This is a genomic window from Paenibacillus sp. PastM-3 (genome assembly GCF_029893965.1).
Taxonomy (GTDB): Bacteria; Bacillota; Bacilli; order Paenibacillales; family Paenibacillaceae; genus Paenibacillus_AQ.
This window is the reverse complement of sequence record NZ_JARXXP010000035.1, coordinates 1-18,165: the sequence shown is the minus strand read 5'-3', so window position 1 is coordinate 18,165 and position 18,165 is coordinate 1. Positions and strand designations below refer to the sequence as shown.

At 53.2% G+C, this 18,165-nt stretch carries 14 protein-coding genes; 12 read left to right on the top strand and 2 right to left on the bottom strand.

What is annotated here, in order from left to right; translation table 11 throughout:
- Positions 1–23: 23 nt before the first annotated feature.
- The 3 genes from M2108_RS27975 (at position 24) to M2108_RS27965 (ending at position 4,840) form a co-directional block, all read left to right on the top strand.
- Positions 24–401, top strand: coding sequence for a response regulator (locus M2108_RS27975; protein ID WP_277472700.1), 378 nt, complete (start codon positions 24–26; stop codon positions 399–401).
- A gap of 4 nt (positions 402–405) precedes the next feature.
- Positions 406–3,651 carry an ATP-binding protein gene (locus M2108_RS27970; RefSeq protein WP_277472701.1) on the top strand — a complete coding sequence of 1,082 codons (3,246 nt, stop codon included), beginning with the start codon at positions 406–408 and terminating at the stop codon, positions 3,649–3,651.
- A gap of 214 nt (positions 3,652–3,865) precedes the next feature.
- Positions 3,866–4,840, top strand: a complete 975-nt coding sequence (locus M2108_RS27965; protein WP_277472702.1) for an aldo/keto reductase — start codon at positions 3,866–3,868, stop codon at positions 4,838–4,840.
- Positions 4,841–5,156: 316 nt separating this feature from the next.
- Here M2108_RS27965 and M2108_RS27960 read toward each other — a convergent pair whose 3' ends face one another.
- Complete coding sequence (locus M2108_RS27960) at positions 5,157–5,843, bottom strand: DUF421 domain-containing protein (RefSeq protein WP_277472703.1); 687 nt, start codon at positions 5,841–5,843, stop codon at positions 5,157–5,159.
- Between the two features lie 203 nt (positions 5,844–6,046).
- Between M2108_RS27960 and lspA the strand changes: the two genes are divergently transcribed.
- Entirely contained in the window at positions 6,047–6,523 is a 477-nt protein-coding gene (lspA, locus tag M2108_RS27955) for a signal peptidase II (RefSeq protein ID WP_277472704.1), read from the top strand.
- A gap of 90 nt (positions 6,524–6,613) precedes the next feature.
- Here lspA and M2108_RS27950 read toward each other — a convergent pair whose 3' ends face one another.
- Entirely contained in the window at positions 6,614–7,177 is a 564-nt protein-coding gene (locus tag M2108_RS27950; protein ID WP_277472705.1) for a PadR family transcriptional regulator, read from the bottom strand.
- A gap of 150 nt (positions 7,178–7,327) precedes the next feature.
- On the opposite strand from M2108_RS27950, the gene M2108_RS27945 reads away from it, so the two are divergent.
- The 8 genes from M2108_RS27945 to M2108_RS27910 all read left to right on the top strand — a co-directional run bounded on the left by M2108_RS27945 (position 7,328) and on the right by M2108_RS27910 (position 17,965).
- Positions 7,328–8,821, top strand: a complete 1,494-nt coding sequence (locus tag M2108_RS27945; protein ID WP_277472706.1) for an MDR family MFS transporter — start codon at positions 7,328–7,330, stop codon at positions 8,819–8,821.
- Between the two features lie 225 nt (positions 8,822–9,046).
- Positions 9,047–10,909 (top strand): assimilatory sulfite reductase (NADPH) flavoprotein subunit, encoded by a 1,863-nt coding sequence (locus tag M2108_RS27940; protein ID WP_277472713.1) that lies wholly within the window; start codon positions 9,047–9,049, stop codon positions 10,907–10,909.
- 35 nt (positions 10,910–10,944) lie between these two features.
- Positions 10,945–12,669, top strand: coding sequence for an assimilatory sulfite reductase (NADPH) hemoprotein subunit (cysI, locus tag M2108_RS27935; protein ID WP_277472707.1), 1,725 nt, complete (start codon positions 10,945–10,947; stop codon positions 12,667–12,669).
- Positions 12,670–12,879: 210 nt separating this feature from the next.
- A complete protein-coding gene (gene map / locus M2108_RS27930; protein ID WP_277472714.1) occupies positions 12,880–13,626 on the top strand; it encodes a type I methionyl aminopeptidase in 747 nt (248 codons plus the stop codon).
- Positions 13,627–13,814: 188 nt separating this feature from the next.
- On the top strand, positions 13,815–15,251 hold the full coding sequence (locus M2108_RS27925; RefSeq protein ID WP_277472708.1) for a SpoIIE family protein phosphatase: 1,437 nt from the start codon (positions 13,815–13,817) through the stop codon (positions 15,249–15,251).
- A gap of 16 nt (positions 15,252–15,267) precedes the next feature.
- Positions 15,268–15,660, top strand: coding sequence for an ATP-binding protein (locus M2108_RS27920; RefSeq protein WP_277472709.1), 393 nt, complete (start codon positions 15,268–15,270; stop codon positions 15,658–15,660).
- A gap of 15 nt (positions 15,661–15,675) precedes the next feature.
- Positions 15,676–17,685, top strand: a complete 2,010-nt coding sequence (locus tag M2108_RS27915; RefSeq protein ID WP_277472710.1) for a methyl-accepting chemotaxis protein — start codon at positions 15,676–15,678, stop codon at positions 17,683–17,685.
- Position 17,686: 1 nt separating this feature from the next.
- The gene (locus M2108_RS27910) at positions 17,687–17,965 is read left to right on the top strand and encodes an STAS domain-containing protein (protein WP_277472715.1); all 279 of its coding nucleotides are present in this window, start codon (positions 17,687–17,689) and stop codon (positions 17,963–17,965) included.
- The last annotated feature ends 200 nt before the right edge of the window (positions 17,966–18,165 follow it).

The window sequence follows — 18,165 nt, the reverse complement described above, 5'->3', positions numbered from 1 at the left end:
GCAAATTGAAAGGTGAGAGAAAGATGCAAAAGGTACTAATTGTCGATGATGAAGATGTTCTGCGCATGCTGATTGAGGACACGCTTGAGGATCTTGAGGAGGTTGAACTTCACACAGCCGAGAACGGACGAGAGGCGATGACCAAGTTGTCAATGAACGAATTCGATCTGGTCATCCTGGATTACATGATGCCGGAGCTGACCGGGATCGAGGTGCTGGGCCTGCTGAGTGAAGAGGTGAAGGCGGCTACCCCGATCCTGATGCTGACTGCCAAGGCGCAGGAGGGTGACCGGAGCAGGGCGAGAGATGCGGGTGCCCGCTATTTCATGCCTAAGCCGTTCAGCCCGATGGAACTTCTGCAGATTGTGGAGGGGATTCTGGGTGATCAGAAGAAGCATTAGTAACATGAGTATCAAAAAGAAATTTTTCCACATCATTGCCGGTCTTATTACAGTGGTATTACTGACGGGAATTGGCCTTTTTATTTATATACATGCCGAACAGACACGCATGATCCATAACCAGGAGGTTCTTCAGAACAAGGCGGATACCATTAATGAGATGGCGGTTACGCTGAACGATGTATTTTTCCGGGTCAGAGGTTACAGTCTGCTTAAGAGCAGCACTGAGCTTCAGCAGGCTTACGATTCGCTGGATAAGCTCAGAGACGTGCTTGAGGATTATTCCGCGCTGAAGCTTTCCCCTGAGGAGGCCAGCTTCAGGGAGCAGCTGGCCACGTTTGTTGACCAGTACCAGAAAGTGACCCTGCTTAAGGCGATCGGCTTCGTCGAGCAGGATGATTATACAGGCCTGCGTGCACTGGCAGCTGAAGGCAATACCCAGGCGGTGAATGAATTTCTGGTGTATACCAAGCAGTACAACATGCGCTCTGACAAGCTGCTGAGTGATATGTTCGACCATTCCCTGAAGCAGGCCAATGAAATCACGCTGCTCACCTTCGGCCTCAGCACGCTGCTGCTTCTGCTTTTCACACTGATGATCTGGCGGATTCTCAAAATCCTCATTGATCCGATTGTCAGACTGGAGGAGGCTACCAATTCGCTTGCTGCCGGAGAAGCGGTAATGATCGGCAAGCTTCATAAGCAGGATGAGATCGGCCGGCTATATGAGGCCTTCCTTAATATGGCTCACAGCATTCAGGATAAAGAAGAAGAGCTTATGATGCAGAATGAGGAACTCCATGCCCAGCAGGATGAGCTTCAGGACCAGCAGTTCAGGCTGGAACGCTCTTTAAGCGAGATCGAGAGCATGATGAAGGCGCTGGATCAGTCGTCCGCTGTGGCCATCCTCTCACCTAAAGGGATTTTTACGTATGCCAATGCGAATATGAGTGAATATACGGGCTATAGGAACCCTGAGCTGATCGGTTTTACCTTCCGGCTGCTTGATCTGAAGAATATAGAAGCTGCCCGGATCCAGCAGATTGTCGGCAAGCTAAGCACAGGTAGCGTATGGTTCGATGAGGTTCAGCTGGGCATGAAGAACGGTACTCCTGTCTGGCTGCACATGACCATTATGCCTTATCTGAATGATGAGGGGCAGGTCTACCAGTACATTCTGATAGCCAACAATATTACCTCCATGAAAAATGTCCAGCAGAAGCTGGCGGAGACGCTCAAAAATACGGAGCAGACCAAAATCATGCTGGAGCGCAGTAATCAGCTGAATCATGACATTACCTATACACTCGATAAACAGGAATTTGCCGAGAAATTCATCGAATTCATGAACCGCCAGTATGCCTTTGACTCCAGTGTGTTCTTCCTGGTAAAGGACCAGATTACAGTGGTCAAGGGAGTTCCCAAGGAGAATGTTGACCGTTATCTGGGCAGTGAGAGCGGCAACATGCTCTACCGGATGCAGACAGAGAAATCTTATATAACCAGACGGCCGGCTACGTTACGGGAGCAGGGAATCGCTCCTGAGCCGGTGCTCTCCTACGATTATTACTCCACCGTTGTAAATGCCCAGGATGAAGTGCTTGCTGTATTCTGCGGTACACGGATCGGACATTCTTTCAGCGATGAGGAAATCAACGAAATCCAGGGTATGATGAACCGGGTGGGCCTGGCCATCGAGCGGCTGTTCATGTATGAGGAAATCGAGCACGGCCGCAGGCTGAACCGCGATATTGTCAATAATGTCAACGAGGGAATCCAGTTTGTCCAGATGGACGGCGGCATGCTGCAGATGAACCAGGCACTTGCGCAGTTGTTTGACTATCATGAATGGTCCGAAGGCGACCTGATTCCGCTGGAAGGCTGGAGCGGGCATTTCACACGGATGGTCAATGAATCGGAAGAGCTGGAGCAGTTCTACCAAAAGGCAATGTCCGAGCATTTTATTGAATCCAGCTCCATGAAGTATTCCATCGGTAAAGATCCGCTGAAGCATGTGGATATGTATGCCCTACCGGTATTCCGCCGGAAGACGCGCTTCGGGACACTGTTTGTCCACCGTGACATCACCCGCGAATACGAGCTTGATCTGATGAAATCTGAGCTGGTCAGCACAGTCAGCCATGAGCTGCGGACCCCGCTGTCGAGCGTGCTGGGCTTCACCGAGCTGCTGCTGTCCAAGACAATGAAGCCTGAGAAGCAGCTGAAATATCTGGAGACCATTCACCGGGAAGCCCAGCGGCTGACCGATCTGATCAATGATTTTCTTGACCTGCAGCGTATGGAGTCAGGCTCCCAGCAGTATAACCAGCAGCCGCTTAATCTCAAAGAGCTTGTCATGGGCGTTATTGACCAATATAAGGTCGGCGGCACTCATGCTTTCCTGTTTGAGGACGAGGCCCACAACGCCGAGGTTGAGGTGGACCGGGATAAAATCATTCAGGTGATGACCAATCTGCTCAGCAATGCGATCAAGTTTTCCCCAGGTGCCAGTGAGATCAAGGTTTCCCTGCACAACGAGGCGGAGCGGATTATCGTGCAGATTCAGGATCACGGTCTGGGCATTCCCAAGAACCAGATCGGACAGCTGTTCCAAAAATTCAGACGCGTTGACAACAGCGCCTCCAAACGGATCGGCGGAACCGGTCTGGGCCTTGCGATCTGCAAGGAAATTATCGAGAAGCAGAAGGGCTCCATCGGCATCGAGTCGGAGGAAGGTGAGGGCTCGACCGTATGGTTCAGTCTTCCGGTCCTGCATTCACCCGGCAGCCGCCATGAAGACGAGCCGGTTAAGCTGAGTCCCGGCAAGGATCAGAAGTCGAACGTAATGATCGTAGAGGATGATTACAGCCTGTCCCTGCTGCTGTCTGAGGAGCTGAAGGGCAAGGGCTTCCGCGTAACCCACCATTTTCATCCGCAGCAGGCTTTTGAACAGGCGCTCAAGACACCGTTTGTAGCCATCGTTGTGGATCTGATGCTGGGAGAGGAGCTGGACGGCTGGGATTTGATCCGGATGCTAAAGGACGACGAGCGCACTGAGCATGTCCCGATTGTCATTTCTTCCGCGCTGGATAAGACGGACAAGAATATGATGGACAACGTGGAGAAATATCTGACCAAGCCTTACCCGCCGAATGAGCTGACAAGCACCCTGCAGGAGATTGTGAATATCAGGCAGGGAACCGGGGAAGTGCTGTTTCCGGACAGTGAGCATACAGGCGAACAGGATTAACAAATGGATGCCGGCAAGCTCGGGATTCCGGTTTCCTGCAGAACGGACGTTATCTTTTACTTGGATAGCGTACGTTTTTTTTTATGTTTTCAGTATCCATGAAAGGCCCCGCTTTTGGGGTTAATAAAAAAGCTTGCCTTATAGTGGACTCTAAGGGGTATAGTGGAAAATGTATTGCGGACAACCATTAAGGGATTAAAGGGAGGAAATACGAGTGAAGTACAGTTATTTGGGTAAATCAGGCCTTAAGGTCAGCCAGCTCTGTCTCGGCACGATGAATTTTGGCCCGGAAACCGAAGAGAAGGATGCTTTCCGGATTATGGATGCCGCGCTGGATGCGGGAATTAACTTTTTTGATACGGCCAACGTTTACGGGGGCCAGGAACGCCGCGGCTGGACGGAAGAAATTATCGGCCGGTGGTTCAAGCAGGGAGGCGGACGGCGCGAGAAGGTCGTGCTGGCGACCAAAGTGTACGGGGATATGTTCGATGAGCTTGACGGGCCTAATTCCGGCGCAGGCTTGTCAGCCTATAAAATCAGACGTCATCTGGACGGCTCACTGAAGCGTCTGCAGACCGAGCATATTGAGCTGTACCAAATGCATCACGTGGACCGGAATGTATCCTGGGATGAGCTGTGGAGCGCATTCGAGAATGCCATTGGCCAGGGAAAAATAGATTATATCGGTTCCAGTAACTTCGCCGGCTGGCATATTGCTGCTGCCCAGGCCCAGGCCAAAGCGCGCAATTTCCTTGGCCTTGTCTCGGAGCAGCACCTGTACAATCTGCTGGAACGGACGCCGGAGCTTGAGGTTCTGCCTGCTTCGCAGGAGCTGGGCCTTGGCGTTATTCCGTGGAGTCCGCTGGCTGGAGGGCTGCTGGGCCGCAACGCGCTGGCTAAGAGCGGCGTACGTAGCGCCCGTTCAGACAAGCTGGAGCAGAACCGCAGCAAGCTGGAGCAGTTCTCCGCGCTCTGCAAAGAGCTGGGCGAGCATGAGGATCAGGTTGCCCTGGCCTGGGTGCTGGCTAATCCGGCGGTAACAGCCCCGATTATCGGGCCGAGAACGATCCAGCAGTTTGAGGACTCTCTGCACGTTACCGAAATCGCGCTGGATGAGGACACCATGAAGAAGCTGGATGAGATTTTCCCGGGTCCGGGCCGTCCGGCACCTGAGGCTTACGCGTGGTAACCAGCAGGTTATCATTGGTTATTGGAATAATATAGACGGGCTACTGACCAATCCTGAGGCCAATTGATTTGTCCGGGTGCAGTGCAGCAGTAGTTGTGAACAGCAGAACAGCGGCTTCCCGTTAACAGGGAGCCGCTGCTTTGTGTTGATGTCGTGCAGACGCCAAGCAGGAAGGAAGGAAGGAAGGAAGGGCAGTTTCCATAGCGCACAGGGATGCACAGAATGCCTCTGAAATCGCCAAAAGACTGCGGGAGGCGGAAATGAGAGGCAAAAATGCCTCTGAAATTACCGCAAGCCTGCCCTTCACCCTGTGGCTCTAGTGTGAGACCGAGGAGATGACAGCCAGCTCTCCTTCTTCCGTAATTTCGGCATAAACTACCGACTGTGGTCCGGTATATCCCAGCTTGCGGAGCTCCTTGGCCAGCCATTCTTCGTCATGCCCGAGACTGCCGAGAGTGTCCCGCTGTATGATCCCGTCCTCGATGATGCTCACCGGCAGGACGGATTCCGGGACGGGGACGAGCAGGTCCTCGCGGGTCGCCGGTTCATATTGCGCTTTCTTGAGGATGCTCAGAGAGCCGTTTGTCTCATAGATGGCATACGCGACCTCGCTGACAGAGAAGGTATCCTTAGACCGCATCATCATTCGCAGCTGCTCGAAATCCAGGTTGTTTTTTCGCAGCTTGCCCATATCAATTTTTCCGTCGCGGATCAGAATTTCCGGCTCTCCTTCCAGCGGCTTGCGGAGCCTCGGGAGGCGGAGCGTAATTTTTTCAAGGGTAATAGACAGCAGAGTCCAGATTGCCAGTGTAAACAGCAGCATCGGGATGGTATGTTCTTTTTCATAAATGGTGTCACCGACAAGATCACCCAGAATAACCGCCGAAATAAAGTCAAACGGGGTCAGGGCAGAAATCTCCTTTTTGCCGAGCAGCCGGGTCATTATCCATAGTCCAATAAAGCCTGCAATAAGTTTAATGAGTATCAGTCCGTATTCCTCCATGCGGTGCCCGCCTCCAGTCGGTCAATCTCTCTAAGAGTGTTTAACCATTACAGATTTTCTCGTAACAGCTCCTCATTCCCGCCGGGCCGGGGAACATCATGTTAAATATGGCAAAGATGAAAACAGCAGCCGGCATGTGATAAGCTGAAGAAAGAAAAAGGTGCCGAGGAACCATAAGGCAGAGAAAAAGGAGGCGCTGGTTTTTGCTCTTTTATGTGATTGCAATACTGGTATTCGCGGCAGACCAGGCTGCCAAGTGGATCGTAAGGACGAATATGCAGCTAGGGGAAATTGTACCATTCTGGGAAGGGCATCTGACGTTTTCTTATTACGAGAACAGCGGCGCTGCCTTTAGCTCATTTCAGGGATACGGCAAATATTTTGCCATTGTGGCTGTAATTTTTGTGGCGGCAGTACTCTATTACCGGCGTAAAGGAGAATTGCGGGGACCGCTTCTCGAGGCTGCCAGCGGTTTTCTGGTCGGCGGGGCTGCAGGCAACGGGATTGACCGTGTGCTGTACCATCAGGTTACTGATTTTCTCGTTTTCGGTGATGGCGGGGGAATCCTGAATCTGGCCGATCTTGCGATCAATGCCGGAACGCTGCTGTTCATCCTTCACCTGATTGTGGAACAAGTGAAAAGCAGCTTGCATAAGCGGAAACAGATGAATGAAAGCTAAGGGTGTTCAAAATAAAAAGGCTGTCCGTTAAGTCATGAGATGACTTAACGGACAGCCTTTTTTGGGATTACAGCCTGACTGGTCCTTGACCTATCCGGACGGTGGCTGACAGCTGCTCTCCAGCTCACCGATGGCCCACTCGCAGAACGCTATGGAGGATTTCATGGCCATCACCCGCTTCTGCAGCAGCAGATAACGCCCGAAGGTGGTTGCCTTCAGCTCACGGGTCTCCCCGCGCTCATCGCGGAGCGCCTCATTGGCCTTGATCAGCAGATTGTAACGCTGGAGCTCACTGCGGTTGAACTCCATACGCTGCAGCAGCAGTGCCTTGGCTTCGTCCGGCTCGGTGAGCCAGAGGCTGTACAGCTTGAAATGCAGCTCATCCCGCAGGACGGCCGGTTCTGCAGGCAGCCTAACCCATTCCTGCAGCACTGAGATGCCTTCTTCGGTAATCGTATATATTTTTTTATCCGGCTTGTCGGATTGCTCAATCCGCTCATGACGGATGAAGCCCTTTTCCTCCATGCTCTGCAGCAGGGGATAGATCTGGCTGTGACCCGCCCTCCACAGGGGTTTGATGCCTTGCGTCAGTTCATAGCCCGTCAGCGGATTTGCTGTAAGCAGCGCAAGCAGCCCGTAAGACAGTGTATTCATGGCTGTAGTGTCCTCCAGTCTTTGATAATCCGATATTACTGCAAATAGCTCCTATATGTCAGTATTGACATAACTATTCTGTAATTATAACATTAACAAAGTCAAGTTACATATGTAAAAGTAGACATATGGATAAGGAGGGAAACATTCTTGGAAGCCGCAGTTAAAGGTAAAATTCATTTCTGGCCGGTGATGACCGCCATTTTTTTCGGGAATTTTCTCTCTGTGCTAAGCACTACAACGATAAATATAGCCGTGCCGATCCTCATGGATCATTTCCAGACCGGGCTGCACACGATGCAGTGGATGGTTACCGGCTTCATGCTCGCCACTGGCGTTACGGCCCCGCTCGCCGGATACTTAGGCGGCCGGTTCAGTTATAAACGGCTGTATACGTTCGCGTTATCGGGCTTTACCGTATTTTCACTGCTGTGTGCACTTTCCTGGAATCCATCTGTTCTGATTGTGTTCCGCATGCTGCAGGGCTCCTGCAGCGGACTGATTATGGCCTGTACGATGACCATCATCTTTCAGGTCATTCCGCAGGAGCGCCGGCCTTTTGCCGTCAGCCTGTGGTCGCTGTCGGCCATGGTGGCTCCGGCCATCGGTCCTACCTTCAGCGGCTGGCTGCTCCAGTTCGCCAGCTGGCATTGGCTGTTTCTGATCAACCTGCCTGTCGGAGTGGCGGCTGTCATTCTGACCCAGCTGCTGATTCCTTATTACCGGATGAATGTTCCCAAGTCCTTTGATGTGCCGGGACTGTTTACGGTGGTATTGGGCAGCTTGTCCCTGCTGGGAGCATTCAGCCAGGGCGGCAGCTGGGGATGGACCTCCTGGAAGACCCTTTCCATGATCACGCTTGGAATAGTACTGCTCATTCTGTTTGTTCTGCGGGAGCTGAAGACGGAGGTGCCGCTGCTTAACCTGCGGGTGCTGAAAAATCGCAGGTTCACGGTAATGCTCAGCATTTACAGTATTGTTACAGTAGCCATGTATGCCGGAACCTATCTGACACCGCTGTTTTTGCAGACGGCCGAAGGGGCCAGCACGCTCAAAACAGGTCTGATCCTGCTCCCGTCATCAGTACTGCTGGCCCTTCTCAGCCCGGTGGTCGGCAAGCTCTACCCGCGTTTCGGGCCGGTAAAGCTGATTTCTGCCGGCATCGCCTGCATCTTTGCCGGTCTGTTTCTGATGAGCAGGCTCCATGTAGGCATCGCCCATAACTTCATTTTATGGGCGATGGTCGTGCGGAATCTGGGAATCGGGCTGGCGAATGTTCCGAGCAGCACGGCATCCATGGAGGAAATTCCGGCAGAATGGTCGGGACATGCAACCTCGATTAACAACTGGGTCCGTAATGTGCTCAGCTCACTCGCAATTGCAGTCTTTACCTCGCTGCTGTCGAGCAGGGAGGCAATACATGCGAAGGAGCTGGCCGGAACCGCCGGGACATCTGGCAGCGGAAATATCGGGCTGATGTCCTTTACAATGGGCGTCAATGACGTATTTGTGGTTGCTGCGCTCCTAGTGCTGGCAGGTTTCCCGCTGATGCTGCTTGTCCGCCGTAAAAAGGAGAATATCCTGGCTGAAGGGCTTCTTGAAGGCCCCGGAACGCTTAAAAGGGAATCTGCAGCAAAATTGTAATATCAGATTATCTAATGCAAGTTATCATTAATAATAATGAAGCGGCCCAAATCGGAGTGTTTTACTCTGATTTAAGCCGCTTTTCGTCATTATATTGGATAAAATGACAATAATACCAATTTTAAGTCATGATCAGACTCGTTGATCGTTTCGGATAATTATGATAGCCTGAGTTCAAGATGTTAGAAGAGAAGAAGATTTTACGCTAAGGAGAGGTCCATATTGGTGCAACTACAAGTTACGAACAGCCCGTTTAACGAGAGCCAGGTCCAGCTGCTAAACCAGCTGCTGCCGACCTTGTCAGAGTCGCAGCAAATCTGGCTCGGCGGATATTTGTCCGCCATGTCCCTGCGGGGAGCCGGGGCTGCACCGGCAGCCGGTGAGCAGCAGGTGCCTGCTGCAGCCGCCCAGGGCGCATTGCCTGCCGCAGCTGCAGCTGCACCACCATTATCCCGTGAGGTGACTGTGCTGTTCGGCTCGCAGACCGGCAACTGCCAGCGGCTGGCGGCAAGCCTGTCCCGCAAGCTTGAGGAGCAGGGCTTCAAGGTAACTGTATCTGCGATGAACGCCTTCAAGCCGAATACGCTCAAGAAGGTCGAGAATCTGCTGATTCTGGTCAGTACGCACGGGGAAGGCGAGCCGCCGGATAATGCCCGGGCTTTCCATGAATTCCTGCACAGCAAAAGAGCTCCGCAGCTGGAGTCGCTGCGCTTCTCGGTTCTGGCACTGGGAGATACCTCGTACGAGTTCTTCTGCCAGACCGGTAAAGACTTCGACGAGCGGCTGGAGCAGCTCGGCGGCCAGCGCCTGAGCCCGCGGATCGATTGTGATCTCGATTATGATGAGCCGGTCGCAGACTGGTTCGAGCAGGTGCTTGGCGCTTTGAACGGCCCGCAGAATGCACCGCAGCTCGCTGACCAGGCAGTAGCGGCAGCCGAGAAGGCTGACGAGCCGCAATCACCTTTTTCCCGCAATCATCCTTTTAATGCGGAAGTGCTGGAGAATCTGAACTTGAACGGACGCGGCTCGGACCGGGAGACCCGGCATCTGGAGCTGTCGCTTGCCGGTTCAGGGCTGACCTTTGAGCCTGGAGATTCCCTCGGGGTCTATCCGGAGAATCATCCTCAGCTGGTAGCGGATATTATTGCTGCAGCAGGCTGGAATCCGGACGAAACCGTTCCTTTTAATAAGAAGGGTGAAGAAGGCACACTGCGCGAAGCGCTGCTGCGCCATTACGAAATTACTGTACTGACCAAACCGCTGCTGGAACAGGCGGCTAAGCTGTCTGCCGCACCGGGTCTGCAGGCACTGCTGGCACCGGAAGCGCATCAAGAGCTGAAGTCCTATATCCAGGGCCGAGATCTGCTGGATCTGATTACGGATTTCGGACCATGGAATGTTCCGGCCAGCAGCTTTGTATCCATACTGCGCAAGCTGCCGGCAAGATTATATTCAATCTCCAGCAGCTATAACGCGAATCCGGAAGAGGTTCACTTTACCGTCCGCGCGGTGCGCTATGAATCGCACGGGCGTGACCGCTACGGCGTCTGCTCGGTGCATTGCGCCGAACGGGTCCAGCCGGGAGACACGCTGCCGGTGTATATCCAGAGCAATCCGAACTTCAAGCTACCGGCCAATCCGGATGTGCCTATAATCATGATCGGGCCGGGCACAGGTGTTGCGCCATTCCGATCCTTCCTTGAAGAACGCGGTGAGCAGGGTGCGGGTGGCAAGACCTGGCTGTTCTACGGCGACCGCCATTTCGTGACCGACTTCCTCTACCAGACAGACTGGCAGCGGATGCTGAAGGAAGGCGTACTGAACAAGCTGGATGTAGCCTTCTCACGTGATACGGAGGAGAAGGTATATGTGCAGCACCGCATTCTTGAGCACAGCAAAGAACTGTTTGCTTGGCTGCAGGAAGGCGCGCATGTGTATGTATGCGGCGACGAGAAGCACATGGCGCATGATGTTCATGCGGCACTCCTGACCGTTATTCAGGAAGAAGCCGGCCTCAGCCCTGAAGATGCCGCAGCATATCTGGAGAACCTGCAGCAGGAACAGCGCTATCAGCGCGATGTATATTAAGGACAGCGGATGGCCCCGGAAGGAGAAGATTAATAGTGGCAAACAATGAATCAGCGGTGAAGCCGATCGGCGGACCGCCTAGTGATGTTGAACATATTAAGCTGGAGAGTAACTATCTGCGCGGCGCCCTCGAATCGACGCTGCAGAACCCGATTACCGGAGGACTGCCGGAGGATGATAACCGGCTGCTGAAATTCCACGGCAGCTACATGCAGGATGACCGGGATTTGCGTGCAGAACGCGAGCGCTCCAAGCTGGAGCCGGCCTTTCAGTTCATGCTGCGGGTAGTAGCACCTGGGGGCGTGGCCTCGGCAGCGCAATGGTTGGCAATGGATAAGCTGGCCCACCAGTACGGCAACGGTACACTGCGTCTCACGACCCGGCAGGCTTTTCAGATGCACGGTGTGCTTAAATGGAACCTCAAAAAGACAATCAGAACCATTAACGATACACTCATGACTACTCTGGCGGCCTGCGGAGATGTCAACCGCAACGTAATGAGTAGCCCGAATCCTTACCAGTCCGAGGTACATTCCGAGGTCTATGAATGGGCCCGCAAGCTCAGCGACCACCTCGCACCGCGGACTCCGGCCTACCACGAAATCTGGCTGGACGGGGAAAAGGTAGTGGACAGCAAAGCGGATGTGGAAGTTGAGCCTATTTATGGGCCGGTCTATCTGCCGCGCAAATTCAAGATCGGCCTGGCGGTTCCGCCTTCCAATGATGTCGATGTTTTCTCCCAGGACCTGGGCTTCATCGCAATACTTGAAGACGGCAAGCTGGCCGGATTTAATGTGACTGTCGGCGGCGGAATGGGGATGACGCACGGTGATACCAATACCTATCCGCAGCTTGGCCGGATAATCGGCTTCGTCCGTCCGGAGCAGATCATTGAGGTTGCCGAGAAGACCGTTACGATTCAGCGCGATTACGGGAACCGTTCCGTCCGTAAAAATGCCCGGTTCAAATATACGATTGACCGCCACGGGCTGGAATGGTTCAGAGGAGAGCTTCACCACAGGCTGGGCTGGGAGCTGGAAGCGGCCCGGACCTACCATTTCGACCATAACGGCGACCGTTACGGCTGGGTAAAGGGCTACGACGGCAAATGGAACCTGACCCTCTATATCCAGAGCGGACGGATTCAGGATCAGGAAGGCTATCCGCTGATGACCGGACTGCGCGAAATTGCCAAGATTCACACCGGCGACTTCCGGCTTACCCCGAATCAGAATCTGATTATCGGCGGTGTCAGCAGCGCGAAGAAACGCCGGATCGCCGAGCTGGCCAAGCAATACGGCCTGACCGACGGTGCACATCATTCCGCACTGCGGCGCAGCGCAATGTCCTGTGTGGCGCTGCCGACCTGCGGTCTGGCCATGGCGGAAGCAGAGCGCTATCTTCCGCATCTGCTTGACAAGCTGGAGCCGATTATCGACAAGGCCGGCCTGCGGGACGAGGAAATTGTCATCCGGATGACGGGCTGCCCTAACGGCTGTGCCCGCCCGGCACTTGGAGAGATTTCTTTTATCGGCAAATCGCCGGGTAAATACAACATGTATCTGGGAGCAGGCTTCAGCGGCGACCGTCTGAACAAGCTCTATAAGGAAAATATCGGCGAGCAGGAAATTCTGGAGACGCTGGAGCCGATGATTCACCGCTATGCCAATGAACGGATCAGCGGCGAGCATTTCGGAGACTTCGTCATCCGCAGCGGATACGTATCTGCTGTAACCTCCGGACTTAACTTTCACGACTGACTGCCTGCATTCAAACGGACCTGTTCTCCAAAAGGAACAGGTCCGTTTTTTGTCCGGCGTTTTATGAAAAACCGGGAAAATCGTCACCAATTACAGATTAAATTTGGATTTTCGGCGGTTTTCTTACATAATATATAGAGAGAAGTGACAAAAACATATTCAAGAGCCATTATAGTGAGTAATGCGTTCTGTACAGAAGAGGCGATTCAGATGATTATCATGAAGACCATGGAAGAGATCGAAAAAATGCGGGCAGCCGGCCAAATTCTGGCCGAATGCCACCGGCAGATTGCCGGAATGATACAGCCCGGTATTACGACCTGGGAAATTGACGAATTTGCCGAGAAGTTTATCCTGTCACAGGGAGCCACTCCTGAGCAAAAAGGCTACCACGGCTATCCTTATGCAACCTGTGCTTCTGTAAACGATGTGATCTGTCACGGCTTCCCCAAGAAGGAGCCGCTGAAGGACGGGGATATTGTTACGATTGATATGGTCGTTAACCTGAACGGCTGGCTGGCCGATTCAGCCTGGTCCTACGGCGTAGGCAACATCAGCGAACAGGCGCAGAAGCTGCTTGATACTACCAAGGAATCGCTGTTCAAAGGCATTGAGCAGGCCGTTGCCGGGAACCGCATCGGTGATGTTGCGCACGCCATCCAGACCTATGCCGAGTCGAACGGATTCTCGGTAGTCCGTGATTTCATCGGCCACGGTATCGGCTCAGAGATGCACGAAAAGCCCGATGTGCCTTCCTATGGTCCGGCCGGCAAAGGCCCGCGCCTGAAGGAAGGTATGGTATTTACCATCGAGCCGATGCTGAATACCGGAAGCTACCGGACCAAGGTTGATGCTGACGGGTGGACTGCCCGGACCATTGACGGCGGACTTTCTGCTCAATATGAGCATACCCTGGCCATTACGCCGCAGGGAACAATCATTCTTACCCAGCTGTAATATAGAACGGTTTAAACCCGGCCAGTGTCATGATGATATGACGCTGGCCGGGTTTGTTTTGAAATATAAGAATTTATATGTTCTACCCGTTCAATAATCCTTAAATGTGTCGAAATTCACGGTAGTCTGGCGCGAAAATGAATATAATAGGATGAATTTAAGGCGAATGGGAATAGAGGATCACATTTATGGCAGGAGACAAGCAGTGTAAAAATCAGCTGGCAGCGCCCAGCGCAGCCCAGTGTATGGATCATTACGGGTGTATTTATGAGAACAACCATCTGATTACGCTGATGGTGGATCCGGCTGACGGCAGTATCGTGGATGCGAACCGGGCAGCCTGTGCTTTTTACGGCTACCGGCTGCGTGATTTCAGGAAGCTGCTGATCACAGATCTGAGCGCGGAGCAGGAAGCGGGCATGGGTACCGGCAGATTTCTGGCCAGAGCTCTGCCCGGAGGGGAATATCACGGGAACCAGGTCTTTCATGACCAACACCGGCTGGCCTCCGGTCAGCACATTGATGTGGAGATTCACACCGGAACTATGCGTATGCTTGGGAGGGACTGTATCTATACAGTTATCCATGATATCAGCGAAAGGGTACACTCGGAGAAGCGCCTGCGTGAGAGTGAAGAACGCTACCGGGATCTGGTTGAGCTGTGCCCGGAGGCGATTCTGGTATACAGCGGCGGCACTATTCTGTTCGCCAACCAGCGGACAGAGAAGTTGTTCGGTATACAGAAGGACGAGCTGCTTGGCAGGAGTATTGATGATTTTTTTATTGAGGAGCCTCTGAGCAGTTCGGAATACAACAAGCTGAAGGCGATGACAGGCATCAAGGACAGCTTCCGGATCGAGCAGCGCTTTATTAGGCGGCATGACCGCCGGGTATACGACCTGGATATTTCCGGGGTGCCTGTTATTTACAACGAGACCGCAGCGCTGCAGCTGGTATGCCGTGATATTACGCAGAAGAAAAAGGAGATTGAGCGGGCTGTCCGGCTTCAGGAGCAGCGTCATGCGGTAGGTTTTCCCCTCGAAGGGAGGGCTGTTCTGGAAAAGCTGTATGTACCGGCGAATACGCTCAGTGGTGACTTTTTTATTTTTCACAAAATCAATGAGTCTGAGGTGCTTGGCATCATCGGTGATGTAGCCGGCAAAGGGATTTCTGCAGCGCTCAGCATTTCAGCCCTGCGTGTAATGTTTATGGACAGCCTTCAGAGCGGGCTTGCGCCAGTGGACATCCTGCAGGATTTGAACCGCAAAGCAATAGAGCACATGGGTGAGGATTACATTGCCAGCTGCTGCTTCCATCTTGATTTTGGCAGAGGGATTCTGAAAGCGGCCGCTGCGGGGATCAATGAATTCATGTTCGTGCCTTGCGGCGCAGACGGAATAAAAATTACTGTGAAGGGAACCCCTCTGGGAATGTTCGGGAGCAGTGAATTTGAACAGACGGCCATTGCTTTTCAGGCAGGCGACCGCTTTTGCTTCTATAGTGACGGCATGGAGCTGCTGTTTGACGGCGACGAGCTCTGCCGGGAATATAACTATTTAAAGGGTAAGATTACAGGATCGGTGCTGCAGGATGACTGCACATGGCTGAAGCTGCATATTACGTAAGCCAAGGAAGTGAAATATGGAAACTGTACAAAAGGAAGTCATATTCTGCGGTTTGGGGAATCATCAGGTCATCATTGAGGACATTATCCAGGATCTTGAGCTGGAGCCATATGCGTTTGATATCCGTCTGATTCTGATGGAAGCAGTGACCAACGCTTATTATCATGGCAATCTCAGCGACTGTACGAAACCGATCACCATCCGTTATCTCCTGTGCGGCGGGCTGCTCAACCTGCAGGTTGAGGACTCCGGCGACGGAGAGCGGGATCTGCTGATTCCGCAGGAAATCAGCGACGGGGAGCTGCTGGAAGATGGAGGGAGAGGACTATATCTGATCCGCTGCTTCTCGGACAGTGTGGAGATGATCCATAATACGATGTTTATCAGCAAAAACGTATGTGCTCACTAAAAAGGAGAGAATGTAGTGAAATTAAGTATCAAGGTTAAAATGAGCATCCTTTTGTTCCTAATCATCAGCATCCCTTTAGGTATATCCGGCGCGGTTTCATACAATTTGGCATCAACCGCGCTGCAGAAGACGATTGAAGAGGAGTTGAAGGGGACAACAAGTTCAGCCGCCAAGGCGGTTGAAACGGAGCTGACGGCTGCGGGGAACCTGCTGGATGTCGCCAGCCGAAACGAAGCTCTGGCGGCATTCGCCGGTGATCCTTCAGAGCAGAATGCCAAGCAGATGGCCTATTCCTATATATCAGGTATTCAGCAGGATAATGCCATGCTGATAGAATCTCTCATTATTGCTGATGTGGACGGCAAGGTGCTGATCACCAGCAGTTCGCAGTCACCGGAGCTGAATGTGAAGGATCGTGCATATTTCGCTCAGGCACTGGCGGGTGAAAAAGCAATAAGCGAAGTTCTCGTATCCAAAGACAGCAATAAAAATATTGTAGCAGTAGCCCGGCCGCTGCGCCAGAACGGCAGTGTTACCGGTGTGCTGATCGGGACGATCCTCTTCGACACGATTGCAGCTCCAGTCGCTGAGACCCGCGTCGGCGAGAGCGGATACGGATATATGCTGGACCGGACCGGCCTGATTGTCTATCACCCTGACGGAAGCAAGGTGCTGAAGGAGAATCTGGACGGCAACAGTAATGCGGAACTGAACGCACTTGTGCAGCAGATGAAAAACGGGGATACCGCACATGGTTTCTATACATATGACGGCGTGTATAAGTATGTCTCCTTCGAGCCGGCAGGGAGCTGGATCGCAGCGACGACCGCAAATTACAGTGAATACATGAAGCCGGCAGCTGAAATCCGCACTACGACGCTGATTGTGGTTGTATCATTCATCCTGGTGGCCTTGCTGCTTGGGTACTTCTTTACCACACGCAATATCATAAATCCGGTCAAGAAGCTTCAGGCCGCAATGTCGCTCGCCGGAGACGGGGATCTGACAGTACATACCGCAATACATACACGGGATGAGCTGCAGTCCCTCAGTGATTCATTTAATGCGATGATCGACAAGCAGGAAGCTATTATTGAAAAGGTAAGGCACGGCTCGGCAGTCCTCACCTCCATGTCTGAGGAAATGGCAGCCTCCTCCGAGGAAATCAGCGCCTCGATTCAAGAGATCAGCTCAAGCACCCAGGAGATCGCTGCAGGGGCGGAGAACAACAACCATTCTGTAGTGAATGCCTCCCAGGTGCTGGTTCAGCTCTCCAGTCTGGTGCAGCTTGCCCAGAGCAAGGCTTCAGCCACTTCACAGAATGCAAATAACACGAACGAGGCAGCACAGGCCGGCAGAACAGGGGTAATGAATACGGTCGTTGCCATGGATTCCATCAGCAGCAGTACCCGGGAAACCGAGGAGCAGCTGCTTACTGTAAGCGGGCTGTCGGACAAGGTAGCTGCTATTATCGGCACCATTAACGCGATTGCCAGGCAGACAAATCTGCTGGCTCTGAATGCGGCAATTGAGGCGGCAAGGGCTGGGGAGCACGGCAGAGGCTTCAGTGTTGTGGCCGGAGAAGTCAGAAAGCTGTCGGATGAAACACACCTGCAGGCGGAAGAAATCAGCAGCCTGGTGTCTGATATGGTAACCAGAATAGGCCAGGCCGTGGAGTCGATGCGGGGAGCCTCCATTGCTGTGGAGAGCGGTGTACGGATCGTCAAGGAGACGGACCACGCTTTTATTCATATTATTGAGTCAGTTGAGCTGATAACGGCAAGTGTACAGGAAATATTGGAAATTACGAAGGATGAAGTAGCTACTTCTGACCAGATCATCAAGCTGATTGACTCAATGGGGACGATATCAGAAATGTCTGTTCAGAATACGGAGAGTGTCTCCAGTGCCACTGAGGAGCAGGCGGCAACAGTTAATAATTTTGTATCTACAGCCGAAGAGATCAGTGCGATGGCAGGTGAGCTGGAGCTTCTGGTCGAGAAATTTATAATAAAGGGTGAGTAGCATGAACGAGATTACGATCGATATGCCGGCGATGTTTTCGGTGGAGGAGGCCAGCGCTTTCCGGGATACAGTCAAAACCTGCATAAGCAGCGGCCAGACAAGCTTTCTGCTGGATTTCAAGGATTGCACTTTTATTGACAGTACCGGTCTTGGTGTTATTGTCAGCCTGTACAAAAAATGTGCGGAGAACGGCGGGACGATCCGTCTGCAGTCTCTCCATCCGAATGTATTCAAAATTTTTGAGCTGACCCGGCTGACGAATGTGTTTGAGATTATTTAGCAGCGGGTTCTGTACCTGATAAAACAGGGGCGGGGGGGGGGGGGGGGGGGGGGGGGCGGGGGGGGGGGGGCGGGGGGGCGGGGGGGGGGGGGGGGGGGGGGGGGGGGGGGGCGGCGGGGGGGGGGGGGGGGGGGGCGGGGGGGGGGGGGGGGCGGGCGCGGGGGGGGGGGGGGGGGGGTGCGGCGATGGCCCGGGGCCCG

Excerpts from the sequence above, each read along its gene's own strand:
- M2108_RS27970 (WP_277472701.1), top strand. The coding sequence starts at position 406 with ATGAGTATCAAAAAGAAATTTTTCCACATCATTGCCGGTCTTATTACA.
- M2108_RS27950 (WP_277472705.1), bottom strand. The coding sequence starts at position 7,177 with ATGAATACACTGTCTTACGGGCTGCTTGCGCTGCTTACAGCAAATCCG.
- M2108_RS27910 (WP_277472715.1), top strand. The coding sequence starts at position 17,687 with ATGAACGAGATTACGATCGATATGCCGGCGATGTTTTCGGTGGAGGAG.
- M2108_RS27975 (WP_277472700.1), top strand. The coding sequence starts at position 24 with ATGCAAAAGGTACTAATTGTCGATGATGAAGATGTTCTGCGCATGCTG.
- map (WP_277472714.1), top strand. The coding sequence starts at position 12,880 with ATGATTATCATGAAGACCATGGAAGAGATCGAAAAAATGCGGGCAGCC.
- M2108_RS27920 (WP_277472709.1), top strand. The coding sequence starts at position 15,268 with ATGGAAACTGTACAAAAGGAAGTCATATTCTGCGGTTTGGGGAATCAT.
- M2108_RS27960 (WP_277472703.1), bottom strand. The coding sequence starts at position 5,843 with ATGGAGGAATACGGACTGATACTCATTAAACTTATTGCAGGCTTTATT.
- M2108_RS27925 (WP_277472708.1), top strand. The coding sequence starts at position 13,815 with ATGGCAGGAGACAAGCAGTGTAAAAATCAGCTGGCAGCGCCCAGCGCA.